Source organism: Maribacter sp. ACAM166, from assembly GCF_005771495.1.
In the GTDB taxonomy this organism is placed as follows: Bacteria; Bacteroidota; Bacteroidia; order Flavobacteriales; family Flavobacteriaceae; genus Maribacter.
Genome location: NZ_VAUW01000018.1, coordinates 31,383 through 44,940, shown reverse-complemented (window position 1 = coordinate 44,940; position 13,558 = coordinate 31,383). Strand labels below are relative to the sequence as shown.

The window sequence follows — 13,558 nt, the reverse complement described above, 5'->3', positions numbered from 1 at the left end:
GTAGGAAGTTCAAATTCTTTTGAACAACCAGATTTCCATTCAAAGAAATTAACATGCCCCCTATCTCAGTTTATGTTGTGTTTTGAAGCGCATATAATATAGCAAACATATTTTGATGTAATAGATTCCACCCCAATACAGGTCTAATAGCCAAGTCTTTTTTTGTCTTTAAAGCGTTGATTAATCCTAATATCCAAGATAGAATTCTCACCGATAATGGTGATATATATATATTTATATTTTGGCTACTTTCTACTTCTTTACGCTCTTCAATACAACACAGTACTAATTAGACCGCTTAAAATGACGCGAAATTTACACCAAGATATCATACTCATTTTAAAATTTAAAAAACCCTAAGAACCAAGGTCATTAATGAATTTCATAGCAATTGATATCCTTTTTTAAAAATACCAAATCTTCAGACTAACCTACTACCGCACATATGTAAATAAATTATCTTAATTTACTCTTCTGTAGTAATTTACAAATCAATGCTAGACAAAACACCATTAGACCATATCCTTTTTTTAGATATAGAAACAGTACCAGAAAAAAGTTCTTTTGACGAATTGGATACTACCACACAACAACTTTGGGAACACAAATCGCAATATCAACGGAAAGAAGAATTTAGTGCTGAAGAATTTTATGAACGAGCAGGCATATGGGCAGAGTTCGGTAAAATAATCTGCATTTCTGTAGGTTATTTCACATTGCAGGGGAGCACTAGAAGTTTTAGGCTAACAACCTTTCATGGCGAAGAAGAAAAGATATTACTTGATTTTAAAACATTGTTGAACGAACATTTCAACCATTCCAAAAATGTCTTATGTGCGCACAACGGCAAGGAATTTGATTTTCCATATATCGCACGAAGAATGACCATTCATGGTATTTCATTACCCCATAAATTAGATTTGTTCGGCAAGAAACCGTGGGAAATACCCCATATAGATACTATGGAACTTTGGAAGTTCGGAGATTATAAACACTTTACTTCCCTAAAATTAATGGCTCATGTTCTGGGTATACCTTCACCAAAAGAAGATATAGATGGTAGTATGGTGAGAGTGGTGTATTATGAAGAAAAAAATCTACCGCGTATTGTGACCTATTGCGAACTAGATGTGCTAACCACCGCACAAGTCTTTCTACGGTTAAGAAATCAACCTTTATTGATTGATGATGAAGTAAAGAACGTGATGAATTCGAGCATTCAATTCAAGAATACTTTAGTAAATCATATATCTACCTTTAAAAAATAGCGCTAATGCTGTAATTTTGTTACCAATATTCTCTTCCTAAACAACCGACTACCATGAAAATGTTTATCCTATTATTCTCAATAACCGTACTCTTTCTAAGTTGTAAAGAAAAAAAAGAAATAAGTTCAATCCATCCTGAAAATTGGTCGAAAAGGGAGGTCTCCATATCCGTAATTGATTCTTTAGAACATGGAAAATCATATTTATCCATCTATTCCCAAATTTATAGCAGTACTGAGCATAAAACCCATAATCTAACTGCCATGGTTAGTTTAAGAAACACTAGTGAAAAGGATACTATATTTATTTTAAAAGCAAAATATTTTGATACCCATGGTACTTCTTTACGAAGCTACTTTGCCCATCCAATCTATTTGGCTCCCTTAGAAACTGCTGAAATTATCATTGATGAAATGGATGTAGAAGGTGGTACGGGATCTAACTTTATCTTTGAATGGAAATCACCTAAAGATTGTCCTGAACCGCTGTTTGAAGGGGTAATGAACTCAACAGTAGGTCAACAAGGACTTTCATTTACTACGCAATCACGGAGAATACAATAATATTAATATTTATAGAATTTTGTGCTCTTACTAAAGTCCAAGTCTTGAATCTGCAACACATATAACCCCGAAGGTAGGTCCGAAACATTAATTCGTGAATTTGTAGCCGAGTCCATTTTTAACTCAACCCCACCTGTACTTATTATTCGATACATTGTGGTATCACTAGTTTCAATATTTAATTGAATTTCATCAACGGCTGGGTTAGGATATACACTAAAAGGAATATCAGAATCTGTGCTTAATGCATTAAAGGTTTCCACTACGGTATCAACACCATTAAACGTAAATGTTACGGGAGTACTATATTCCGAAGCTACATTTTGAGAGCAGAACGTTCTAACTCTAAAAGAATATGTTTGGTCTTGAATTAATCCGTTCCAAACAAAAGTATTGCTGGTAACATACTCTGTAGACCATTCTTGTTGATTTACTTCCTTGTATTGTACTTCATAAAGACCATCGTTACTGTTCTCCCATGTTAAATTCAATTTTACTGCATCAACTTCACCTAAAACAATTTCTTCAGGTGCTTGTACCGAACATGTAGTCATCATTACTCCCGAAAGAATTAATGAAAAATCTTGATTCTCATTTTGTAATTCACCCTTGTGACTTACAGTGATGGTATATGTGCCATTTGCATTAGGTATTTCTACACGCTCATATGGATCTACACTATTATCGCCTTTTATTGCTGCACTACTGGCTCGTGCAGGGTTTAATTTCCAAGGTAAAAAAGTTTCCCCGTTTTTAGTGATTCGAATATCAAGGTCATTAACTAACGCTGCTTTAGTATTATTTAATTCACCTCTATTAATGAAATTTGACTCTATATCTGTCCAAGAAATAGAAGCAATAAGCGTCTCATTACCTTCTGCAGAAACAGTGAATGAAAATGTTTCTCCATTTTCTAGTGATTCCTCGGCAACATAACTACTGAAATCTTTATTAAAAAGAACCTCCGCAGCTTTTTTGGCATTCATTACACCCCAACCCATTTTATAATCAGGACCTTGCTCGTGAACATCGTCTGCTGTATGAAGCGCCAAACCTTTCAAGGTCGCTGCTTTCATATAAGAACCATATAATTGTTCGTTATATTGTTGTAGCAATAACAAAGAACCGGTAACCCCAGGGGTAGCCATTGAAGTGCCAGAAGAAGTATTATAACTTGTGTTACTATAGGAGTCAGTGGAAAGTACCGAAGAACCATTACCAGCGATATCCGGCTTAATTCTTCCATCATCTACAGGGCCGAAACTGCTATACGCAGATACATTCGCTTTTTTTAAATTACCATTTCTATCAATTTTAGAATCTGCACCCGCCACAGTAATCGCATTTTTAGCCAAGGTGAACCCTAGCAATACATCAAAACCATCTGTACTAGCACCAAAACTAGGTACGTCGTTATCCCTGCTTTTTTGTGCATTACCCGCAGCAGAAACCATTAAGTAATACGGTGCGTTATACATTATCTTATCCCAATCTTGCGCAACTTTCGTGTAAGCACCGAAATACCAGTCTGGCACACGGTCGGCCTTAATACCATAAGAGTGATTAGATAGTAACAATCCATTTGCTGCAGCTTCAGTAACCTCAATCTTATCCCTACTCCAATCGTGGCTTAAAACTTTCGCCTTATTTGCAACTCCTCTTGCTTCGTTTTTATACCCTGCAGAGATTATACTTCCCGTAACACGTGTAGCGTGGGCATCAACCTCTGTACTTTCGTCACCAATTATAATTCTTGAATTGTATTCAACATGGTTTTCTAATGCAATACCAGAATCCCAAACACCTACCTCCATTCCTTCACCATCTAAATGTAGTCCCATCATACCGTTGGTATTTAAAGTACTTGCTCTAGATACTAAGCCTGCTTGATCAGAATAGGTTTCATAATATAAAGGACTACCGTCAGAACCTATCTCCTTTAATTCTATTTTCTTACCGTTAGCTAATGTTTCCTTGATTTTCCAATTATTCAGCTTCGCAAGTTCGCTAATGCGTAATGTTTTAGCAGCGTGCTCAGAAATCAAATTAGATTTGAAATTGTTCAACTTAGCACTTTTATAACTAGATGTTATTTCTAAGCGTTGTTTTTTAGATTGTGCTCTTAGAATACTAGAACAACAAAAAACGATACATATTAATAGGAAAATACTTTTTATCTGGTGGGTTGAATTTTTTAAATTCATGAGTAAATTATATTTTGTAAGTATTGGACTACAAATATATAATACTATGCTTACGCTAGATGAAACAACGTTTTTATTCGACGAAATACACCTAGAGTGTAGGCGAACTGTTGTGAAAATGCGTTTTTATGATGTGTAGGTTTTTTCTTTCACGTTTCGAGGGTCAAGAATTTAAAGTAAAAACTGCGTATACGGGAAAATGATCGCTATACCCACCCATATATCTATGTGATACAAAAGTTCTATATGGGGTACCTCTATACTTGCCTTCTTTTTCCTTTAAAGATTTATGATCGTAGATAGCAGCACTGTCGAAACTATGGGTGTTTTTTACATAATTGAAAAAAGAATTGGAAATCAAGATTTGATCGAACAAATTCCATTTCATATTATAAATTGAAGTCCCTTTACTATTAGGGATATGCAAGCTTTTCATTGAGTTGTACAAACCAGCATCCTGTGATAATAATTCAACACTTGTTGAAGATGGATCATCATTAAAATCACCCATAACCAAAATATTGGGATCTACCTCCGACAACTTGATTTCTTGAACCTTTTCTATAATTTGCTTCGCAGCCACTATTCGCTTGTACTCAGTTTCAATATCCCCATCTCGTCTAGATGGCCAATGATTTACAAAAATGTGAACCACCTCTTTATTTAATTCTCCTTTTACATATAAAATGTCCCTAGTTGTATCTCTAATACCCCCAGGGTTATTGACCATTAATGCAAGCGGTTCAGCATGTAACACTTTAAAAAACTTTTTACGAAAAATTAGACCGGTATCAATACCACGTTCATCGGGAGAATCAAAATGAATAAAATCATAATCCAAATCATCCATCGGTTGTGTATCCAAAAGATCTCTAAGAACGCTCTTGTTTTCAGCTTCTGCCACTCCTATTAATACAGGTGGATACTGATGCCCTTCTTCCCCAATCTTTGCAATCGTTTTTGCTAGTTTGGAAAGTTTTCGATGATATCTTTCTGGAGTCCACTTTTTTAAACCATTTGGCGTATAATCCCTATCTAATGTGCTTGTATTTCGTTCTGGATCAAATAGATTCTCTAAATTGTAGAATGCGATGGTATATCGTTGCTTTTTAGCCTTTTTATTAAAAAATGGTATTCGCATGTCGCTATTTATTGGGTCAATAAAAATACAAAATGGCTTATAGCTAAATGCTTAATTTTGCACTTTACGTTATTATGATAGAAAAGAAAAGTATAGATTATGAAAAAGCGGTTCTTATTGGTATAATCAATAAAGACCAAAATGAGGAAAAGGTCAAGGAATATCTAGATGAGCTAGAGTTTCTAACCTATACTGCCGGAGGAGAGGTTTTAAAGCGCTTTACTCAACGGATGGACATCCCTAATCCCAAGACCATGATTGGAACTGGAAAAATGGAGGAAATCGAAAAATATGTTGAAGAACATGAAATCGGTTCTGTTATTTTTGATGATGAACTTAGCCCTGGTCAACAGCGTAATATAGAAAAACAACTACGTTGTAAAATCATTGATCGAACGAGTTTAATTTTAGACATTTTTGCGCAAAGAGCACAAACAAGTTATTCTCGCACGCAAGTAGAGCTCGCACAATATCAGTATTTACTACCTAGACTTACCGGACTTTGGACTCACTTAGAGCGCCAAAAAGGGGGTATTGGTATGCGTGGACCCGGTGAAACTGAAATAGAAACGGATAGACGTATCGTTCGTGATCGTATCACGTTGCTCAAAAAGAAATTAACCAAAATAGACAGGCAAATGGAAACTCAAAGGGGTAACCGCGGTGCCTTGGTTAGAGTTGCCCTTGTTGGGTATACCAATGTAGGGAAATCTACGTTGATGAATGTTATAAGCAAAAGTGACGTATTCGCAGAGGATAAACTTTTTGCTACTTTAGATACTACAGTAAGGAAAGTTGTTGTCGGCAACCTACCTTTCCTTTTAAGTGACACGGTAGGCTTTATTCGAAAATTACCTACGCAGCTGGTAGAAAGCTTTAAAAGCACTTTGGATGAAGTGCGTGAAGCAGATTTGTTATTGCATGTAGTAGATATTTCACACCCTCAATTTGATGAGCATATTGAATCAGTAAACAAGATTTTGGCTGAAATAAAAAGTTCAGATAAGAAAATCATCATGGTCTTTAATAAGATCGATCAGTACGAGTATGAAACTATAGATGATGATGATTTGATTACAGAACGTACCGGCAAACATTTTACCATTACCGATTGGAAAAATACATGGATGGAAAAAGTCGGTGATCGGGCAATTTTTATATCAGCCTTGAATAAGGAAAATCTTGATGAATTCAGAAAACGAGTTTATGACGAGGTAAGAGATATTCATGTAACCCGTTTTCCATATAACAATTTTCTTTATCCTGAGCATTTGGACGAATATTAATTACCAATTATAATCTAAATTGCGCAGTTCACCGATGAAAACGAACCGCTAATAAATCTCACAACAATTTACGTTCGGTTCACAACATAAATTATCAATAATTAAGGTATAGCTTTAATTTTACCCTGGGTCTAGTTCTAATGTTGATTCAAATCGATATTTAACTGATAAAGACCAATAGTAAAATCCCAAATTTTACGATAATTACTTAACCGAAAAAAGCCCTCTTTTAAAGAGGGCTTTTTTATAATTATTACGTTTGTTATTTCAAAACCTAGAACGCATAGTTCAAACCGAACAATAGGTATGTTTGCAATTTATTATCTACATTATCAAACGTAGCTGTACCATCTGGTATTGGACCTGTTAATGCATAGTTCAAAGCTTCTTGCTTATTATTCCGTAATCCGAATTCAAAACCAAGACCTATTCCGTTCCATAGCGTATATCCTAAACTATTAATCCAAGTAAAATTTGACAAATCCCCACTTTTATAACTCTGGAACATAGAAAAATTTGTCTTGAAATTAACTGCTGCAATTTTTTTAGTGTAATCTGCAACGATCTTAGCTCCTAAAGAAGACTCAAACACAGCATCATTACTACTAAACACGAAGTTGTAGTTAAGTGGGTGTACAACCACTACAAGGTCAGTAACTGGTGTCCACGTAGCACCAACACCTAAATCCAAATACCCCGGATCGTTAAAATTATCAAGAATTGTGCTTCGGTATTCTCCTAAACCTGATATAGCTAATTTTTCGCTTAATTTACGACCGTACAATGATGTAATAGTAAATACATCTGCTGCTTGTCTAAAGCTATCATCATCTGCAGGATCATCTTTGTCGTCAAATTTTACCCATCCTAGGTTGAGATTCCCAGAGTTTCTCCAGAAATATTTATCTTGATTAAGATTTGCGAATCCATTTACAGTAACTCCAATATTACCAGTGGAGTTGTTAGGAGAACCCTGTGCGTACCAATTGTTAAAACTACTGATGTTAGCACCAATAGTTCCAAAAGCCCCTTTTTTCCAACCTGGTAATTTTGCTATTTGACCTTGTAAAGCGTCAACCCTACCTTGAATTGCAGCAATAGAATCCTTTTTCGGTCCTATTTGCCCTTTAAGTTCCTCTTCTGTTTGAGAAAAACCAACGCTTGCAACAAATGCAAGTGCTATGGTTAAAATAATCTTCTTCATACTACTAGTGTTTATAGTTTATAGTAGCACAAAGGTAAGAATTGTAACTAAAATCTTTAAATAGGAGATTATTATTTTCTTTTGTACAAAGGTACCGAAGAACAAGCTTCCCCATACATAATGGACTTTGCGACTGGTCTTAATTTTTCTGCAAGAAACAAATACGCATTTGATGGAACGGGCTTTTTACTACACCCTTTGATTATAATTGATTTATCTTGAAACTCAGACACATCCAAATTTTCAATAATAGATTGATAGATACTCGTTTCTAAATCGCCCAACGTACCTTGCACAGACTTCTTTGCAAAAGCACTGAGTTTTATCGATAGCAATAGATACGCCCAACCTGGGATAATCGCATCTGTAGAGCACTGCATTGCTACAAAGGCACCTTCATACTGGGGCCAATCATGTAGCTCTGCTAAGTTTCTAAAGTCTTTTTCTTTTAAAATAAACCCTTCAAAAAGCCAATCTTTAATATCCAAAACCATCCTATCTCCTTTTGGATAGTGATCCTCAAGATTAAATGTTATTAGTTTACTCTGGGCTACTCTATTAATAATTTCGTCTTGCATACGAACACAGTTTAATTATAAAAAACTAGACCTCTTTTTTGGTTACTTATAAAAGGCCTAGTTCTAATTTTGCTTCTTCACTCATCAAATCTTGAGTCCAAGGTGGGTCAAAGGTGATTTCGACTTCAGCGTCTTTAATCTCATTAATTGACTTTACTTTTTCTTCCACCTCTGCGGGTAAAGATTCTGCCACAGGACAATTGGGGGAGGTTAAAGTCATTAATATCTTAACCTCGTTATCTTCATTGACCAAAACATCATAAATCAATCCTAACTCATATATATCAACCGGAATTTCTGGATCATAAATTGTTTTAATTACCCTAACAATTTTCTCTCCTAATTCTGAACTGTCTTCTGCTATAATCTCTTCGCTCATAATCTTTATTTTTCAATTTGTGTTTGATACGCTACGGCGTATAACTTCAACTGTTTTATCATACTCACCAATCCGTTTGCCCTGGTTGGAGATAAATGTTCCTTCAACCCTATTTCGTCAATAAACTGGGTATCGGCATTCAAAATATCCTGTGGCTTTTGATTGCTAAAAACACGTATTAAAATGGCAATAATCCCTTTAGTGATGATTGCATCACTATCGGCGGTAAACACCAATTTATTATGCTCTAGCTCTGCATGAACCCAAACCTTACTCTGACACCCTTTAATAATATTATCTTCGGTTTTATATTCTTCTTGAATTAATGGAAGGGACTTACCGAGGTCTATCATATACTCATAACGCTGCATCCAATCATCGAATATTGAAAATTCGTCGATAATTTCTTCTTGTATCTCTTTAATATCCATTGCTTTATTTTATACAAAAATACGATAACAATTGGTGGATTTCAACAGTTAGCTTAGTCGATAAATCGTTGTTTTACAACAGCATACTTTTAGCTTTCAATACTCCTGCTATTAGAACATCTACTTCTTCTTTCGTATTGTAAAAAGCAAAACTTGCGCGAACCGTTCCCGGTATTTTATAAAAATCCATAATGGGCTGAGCACAGTGGTGACCCGTACGAACCGCAATCCCCAATTTATCTAAAATACTACCGATGTCATATGGATGGATGCTCTCTATGTTAAATGAAATCACAGAGGTCTTATTTTTGGCAGTACCATAAATCTTCAGTCCTTCTATTTTCAATAATTCTTGTGTAGCATATTCCAAAAGCTCGTGTTCATACTTCGCAATTTCTTCAAAACCGATGGCATTCATATAATCTAATGCTGCGCCAAAGGCAATACCGCCACAAATATTGGGTGTACCAGCTTCAAATTTATGGGGCAAATCTGCATAGGTCGTCTTTTCAAAAGTTACCTCAGCAATCATTTCCCCACCACCTTGGTAAGGTGGTAGTTTATTCAACCATTCTTCTTTTCCATATAGCATACCGACACCCGTAGGTCCACATATTTTATGTGCGGAACAGGTATAGAAATCTACGTCTAACGCTTGAACATCAGCTACCAAATGAGGTACTGCTTGTGCACCATCAATTAAAACGGCTGCACCAACGTGATGTGCTTTTTCTATAATTTCTTCAATAGGATTAATCGTCCCTAAGGCATTGGAGATATGATTACAAAAAACCAATTTAGTTTTATCACACAGCAATTCGTCATAAACATCCATTCGCAATTCACCTTCTTGGCTCATAGGAATCACCTTTAAAATAGCGCCTGTTCGTTCGCATAGCATTTGCCAAGGCACAATATTAGAGTGATGCTCCATGGCAGATACCAGTACCTCGTCTCCCTTTTTGATAAATGAAGAAAAACCATTTGCAACAAGGTTTATACTGTGCGTTGTGCCAGAAGTAAAAATTATCTCATGAGACTCCGCCGCATTAAAATGATTCTGAATTTTCAGACGAGCCTGTTCGTATTTATCCGTAGCTTCCTGTGAAAGTGTATGTACACCACGATGAATATTGGCATTATAATTCTGGTAGTAATCCACAATGGCATCTATGACCTGCTGTGGCGTTTGTGAAGTAGCAGCATTATCTAAATAAACCAATGGTTTCCCGTTTACTTCTCGCTTAAGAATAGGAAAATCTTCCCTTACTTTTTTAATATCTAACATAGTCAATCTTGTTATATACAAAGATACCAGATAATGAAAACATTCAGGATGTGGCTTGATGTATATTTAGTTATTACAAAATAGAAAAGGATAGTTAAAATGTTTTAACTATCCTTTTCTAATGACATTAACATTTTTTCTTTAGTAATCTTACAAATCAAAACCAAGATTTACTCCAAGCTTTTTTGCTATCAATTTATTGATTCTTTTCTTCAACTCTGGTATTCTTACCGTTGCCAATACATTGTTCGCAAAAGCATACATTAACAATGCTCTAGCCTCTTTTTCTGGGATACCTCTAGATCGTAGATAGAACATTGCATCCTCATCTAACTGACCAATGGTACACCCATGTGAACATTTCACATCATCCGCAAAAATTTCTAACTGAGGTTTTGAATTGATGCTTGCCTTATCGCTAATCAAAATATTATTGTTTTTCTGAAAGGCATTCGTTTTTTGAGCAATTTTATCTACGATAATTTTACCATTAAATACACCTGTCGAGCTGTCCCCATAAATACCTTTGTAATCTTGGTGACTTTCGCAATTTGGTTCTATATGATGTACTAAAGTATGATGATCAACATGTTGCTTCTCACCTAAAATCGTTACTCCTTTCATGGTAGAGTCGATATACTCACCATTTTGATAGAAATTAAGATTGTTACGCGTCATTTTACCGCCAAAGGAAAACGTATGTAAACGAACAACACTTTTATCCTTTTGGTCAATATACGTGTTATCGATTAAAGACGCTGTAGCAACGTCATTTTGAATTTTGTAAAAATCAACAATCGCACTTTTTGCTGCGTATATTTCAGTAACGGCATTAGTGAGCACTTCGTTTGAAGTTAAACTTTGATGACGCTCAATAATTTGAACTTCTGCATTTTCCTCTACCACAACCAGGTTTCTTGGTTGTAACATTAATGACGCTTCATTTCCCGTAGAAAAATGCAAAATCTCTATCGGTTTTTTAGGCATCTTATTTTTTGGAATATAGATATAAGCACCCTCACGACTAAACGCAGTATTAAGCGTAGTTAAAGACTCATCTTTTGATGCTATTTTATTAAAATAAACATCAATCACCTGCTTATACATTGGCTTTGTCAATGCTGAGCTCATCAAACAGATATCAACCCCATCATGCGTAGTTTCAGAAAGGAAAGAGCTATATATTCCATCAACGAAAACAATTTTATATGAATCGATTTCATGAAGAAAATAACGCTTTACATCTTTGTATTCCAATGTGTTTTCCTGTTTAGGAAAAATACTGAAATCTACTTTTTGCAAACTATTAAGTGATGTATACTTCCAAGCCTCTTCTTTTTTAGAAGGAAAACCCTTTGCCTCAAAATTCTTTATAGCGGCCATACGAACATCGTGTATTGGATGCTCAACATCGACATTATTCTCAAACGCTATAAAGGAGGAAATTAATTTATCTTTTAAATCCATTATATTTAGTATTAAGTATCAGGTACAAAGCAATAATTTGATTTAGCGTATATACTAAATACTTATTACGTTATACCATGTACTATTTTTAAACCGCTGTCTCCTGCTTTAACCAATCGTAGCCTTTCTCTTCAAGCTGAAGAGCTAAATCTTTACCCCCAGACTTAACGATTTTACCATTGTGTAAAACATGTACAAAATCTGGAACAATATATTCCAACAAACGTTGGTAATGCGTAATTAAAATTACAGCGTTATCCTTACTCTTCAACTTATTTACACCATTGGCTACAATACGCAAGGCATCAATATCCAACCCTGAATCGGTTTCATCCAAAATGGCCACTTTAGGCTCTAACATTGCCATTTGGAATACTTCATTACGTTTTTTCTCACCACCTGAAAAGCCTTCGTTCAATGATCGAGATAAAAACTTACGATCAATTTCTAGTAGTTCAGATTTTTCACGAATCATTTTCAGCATGTCCTTGGCAGGCATATCCTCCAAACCATTTGCTTTACGAGACTCATTAATAGCCGTCTTTATAAAGTTAGTCACAGAAACCCCCGGAATCTCAATAGGATATTGAAACGAAAGGAAAAGACCCTTGTGCGCTCTTCCCTCTGGAGAAACCTCTTCTAAATCTTCGCCATATAACTCAACTGAACCTTGAGTTACCTCGAATTCTTCTTTACCAGCGATTACAGACGCCAACGTACTTTTTCCAGAACCATTCGGTCCCATGATTGCATGTACTTCCCCGGCCTTGACCTCTAGGTTTATTCCTCTTAATATTTCCTTACCCTCTACACTTGCGTGTAAATCTTTAATTTTCAACATAATATGCTACTTTAAATATTCTGGTGCCTTAGGCATTTTATTAAAATCTTCTTTTGAGTGATGCAAATACACTTTTGCTTTCTTCTCTTTTGCAAACACTTCAAACGCTTCCATACTTGCAAGGGTTTGATTTAAGCTGGTGTTAAAACTTGGTACACGCTTGTGTTCTCTATTTTCATACAAATGATATAAATCTCCTGTTAAAAGAGTCGGACCGTTTTCCGATAAATCCAAATATAAAACTTGATGTCCAGGTGTATGGCCTGGCATCGATTTGATGACCACAGTACCATCTCCAAAAACATCGAAATCACCATCTAGTCTTTGTACATTATCCAATTTAGATATTGCATTGTATAGGTCTGCATTACCATTCATAACTTCCGCACTAGTTATAAAATCATGTTCATCTCCTTGTACCAACCATACTGAATTTTCAAAAACATTGGCATGTCCCGTATGATCAAAATGTGTATGTGACAAGGCTATATAATTAATATCCAAAGTCGACATTCCAATATTTTTCAACTGGTCTAGAACACGCTCTTTTCGGGAAATCGTAAAATTACCATTTGGGGTAGTATATGGTGCTTTGGCTTCAACCAAATTCTCTGGAAGCCCGGCATCCCACATTAAATTTCCTTTAGGATGACTAATTACATAAAAAGGATCTGAAAATTCCTTTGTCTGACCATGATACGTCGTATCCTGAGAGAACAACTCTAAATTATTAACCATTACAGTACCCCCATTAAAGGTATATAATTTCACCTCAGGCTTAACTATCTCCGCTATCCCTGTAGGGACTTTAGATTTACTTTTATTTTCCTTACAGCTAAAAGCGGCTATAAGTACTACTATAACTAAAAATCTCTTCATTATTGTTGTACAACACAAATTAGAAATAG

At 35.4% G+C, this 13,558-nt stretch carries 13 protein-coding genes; 3 read left to right on the top strand and 10 right to left on the bottom strand.

The features are described from left to right. Positions 1-494 precede the first annotated feature (494 nt). Positions 495-1,268, top strand: coding sequence for a 3'-5' exonuclease (locus tag ES765_RS12865; RefSeq protein ID WP_138114729.1), 774 nt, complete (start codon positions 495-497; stop codon positions 1,266-1,268). A gap of 53 nt (positions 1,269-1,321) precedes the next feature. Next, entirely contained in the window at positions 1,322-1,831 is a 510-nt protein-coding gene (locus ES765_RS12860; RefSeq protein WP_138114728.1) for a DUF3124 domain-containing protein, read from the top strand. A 2-nt stretch (positions 1,832-1,833) separates the two neighbouring features. Here the strand turns inward: ES765_RS12860 and ES765_RS12855 are convergent, their stop codons facing one another. Beyond that, positions 1,834-3,897, bottom strand: coding sequence for a S8 family serine peptidase (locus tag ES765_RS12855; RefSeq protein WP_249356383.1), 2,064 nt, complete (start codon positions 3,895-3,897; stop codon positions 1,834-1,836). A 301-nt stretch (positions 3,898-4,198) separates the two neighbouring features. Beyond that, positions 4,199-5,176 (bottom strand): endonuclease, encoded by a 978-nt coding sequence (locus ES765_RS12850; protein ID WP_138114726.1) that lies wholly within the window; start codon positions 5,174-5,176, stop codon positions 4,199-4,201. Between the two features lie 74 nt (positions 5,177-5,250). Between ES765_RS12850 and hflX the strand changes: the two genes are divergently transcribed. Then, complete coding sequence (gene hflX / locus ES765_RS12845) at positions 5,251-6,462, top strand: GTPase HflX (RefSeq protein WP_138114725.1); 1,212 nt, start codon at positions 5,251-5,253, stop codon at positions 6,460-6,462. 274 nt (positions 6,463-6,736) lie between these two features. Here the strand turns inward: hflX and ES765_RS12840 are convergent, their stop codons facing one another. The 8 genes from ES765_RS12840 to ES765_RS12805 form a co-directional block, all read right to left on the bottom strand. Continuing rightward, positions 6,737-7,666: a DUF3078 domain-containing protein gene (locus tag ES765_RS12840; protein ID WP_138114724.1), complete on the bottom strand. Its 930-nt coding sequence runs from the start codon at positions 7,664-7,666 to the stop codon at positions 6,737-6,739. Between the two features lie 71 nt (positions 7,667-7,737). Next, positions 7,738-8,244, bottom strand: coding sequence for a DUF2480 family protein (locus ES765_RS12835; RefSeq protein WP_138114723.1), 507 nt, complete (start codon positions 8,242-8,244; stop codon positions 7,738-7,740). 46 nt (positions 8,245-8,290) lie between these two features. Next, entirely contained in the window at positions 8,291-8,623 is a 333-nt protein-coding gene (locus ES765_RS12830) for an SUF system Fe-S cluster assembly protein (RefSeq protein ID WP_138114722.1), read from the bottom strand. A gap of 5 nt (positions 8,624-8,628) precedes the next feature. Then, positions 8,629-9,054 (bottom strand): SufE family protein, encoded by a 426-nt coding sequence (locus tag ES765_RS12825; RefSeq protein ID WP_138114721.1) that lies wholly within the window; start codon positions 9,052-9,054, stop codon positions 8,629-8,631. Positions 9,055-9,127: 73 nt separating this feature from the next. After that, the gene (locus tag ES765_RS12820) at positions 9,128-10,342 is read right to left on the bottom strand and encodes an aminotransferase class V-fold PLP-dependent enzyme (RefSeq protein ID WP_138114720.1); all 1,215 of its coding nucleotides are present in this window, start codon (positions 10,340-10,342) and stop codon (positions 9,128-9,130) included. A 150-nt stretch (positions 10,343-10,492) separates the two neighbouring features. Continuing rightward, positions 10,493-11,809, bottom strand: coding sequence for a Fe-S cluster assembly protein SufD (gene sufD / locus ES765_RS12815; protein ID WP_138114719.1), 1,317 nt, complete (start codon positions 11,807-11,809; stop codon positions 10,493-10,495). An 88-nt stretch (positions 11,810-11,897) separates the two neighbouring features. Further along, positions 11,898-12,650 carry a Fe-S cluster assembly ATPase SufC gene (sufC, locus tag ES765_RS12810; RefSeq protein ID WP_138114718.1) on the bottom strand — a complete coding sequence of 251 codons (753 nt, stop codon included), beginning with the start codon at positions 12,648-12,650 and terminating at the stop codon, positions 11,898-11,900. A 6-nt stretch (positions 12,651-12,656) separates the two neighbouring features. Then, entirely contained in the window at positions 12,657-13,529 is an 873-nt protein-coding gene (locus ES765_RS12805) for an N-acyl homoserine lactonase family protein (RefSeq protein WP_138114717.1), read from the bottom strand. Positions 13,530-13,558 lie beyond the last annotated feature (29 nt).

Excerpts from the sequence above, each read along its gene's own strand:
- ES765_RS12820 (WP_138114720.1), bottom strand. The coding sequence starts at position 10,342 with ATGTTAGATATTAAAAAAGTAAGGGAAGATTTTCCTATTCTTAAGCGA.
- ES765_RS12825 (WP_138114721.1), bottom strand. The coding sequence starts at position 9,054 with ATGGATATTAAAGAGATACAAGAAGAAATTATCGACGAATTTTCAATA.
- ES765_RS12850 (WP_138114726.1), bottom strand. The coding sequence starts at position 5,176 with ATGCGAATACCATTTTTTAATAAAAAGGCTAAAAAGCAACGATATACC.
- sufC (WP_138114718.1), bottom strand. The coding sequence starts at position 12,650 with ATGTTGAAAATTAAAGATTTACACGCAAGTGTAGAGGGTAAGGAAATA.
- ES765_RS12840 (WP_138114724.1), bottom strand. The coding sequence starts at position 7,666 with ATGAAGAAGATTATTTTAACCATAGCACTTGCATTTGTTGCAAGCGTT.
- hflX (WP_138114725.1), top strand. The coding sequence starts at position 5,251 with ATGATAGAAAAGAAAAGTATAGATTATGAAAAAGCGGTTCTTATTGGT.
- ES765_RS12865 (WP_138114729.1), top strand. The coding sequence starts at position 495 with ATGCTAGACAAAACACCATTAGACCATATCCTTTTTTTAGATATAGAA.
- ES765_RS12860 (WP_138114728.1), top strand. The coding sequence starts at position 1,322 with ATGAAAATGTTTATCCTATTATTCTCAATAACCGTACTCTTTCTAAGT.
- ES765_RS12835 (WP_138114723.1), bottom strand. The coding sequence starts at position 8,244 with ATGCAAGACGAAATTATTAATAGAGTAGCCCAGAGTAAACTAATAACA.
- ES765_RS12805 (WP_138114717.1), bottom strand. The coding sequence starts at position 13,529 with ATGAAGAGATTTTTAGTTATAGTAGTACTTATAGCCGCTTTTAGCTGT.
- sufD (WP_138114719.1), bottom strand. The coding sequence starts at position 11,809 with ATGGATTTAAAAGATAAATTAATTTCCTCCTTTATAGCGTTTGAGAAT.
- ES765_RS12830 (WP_138114722.1), bottom strand. The coding sequence starts at position 8,623 with ATGAGCGAAGAGATTATAGCAGAAGACAGTTCAGAATTAGGAGAGAAA.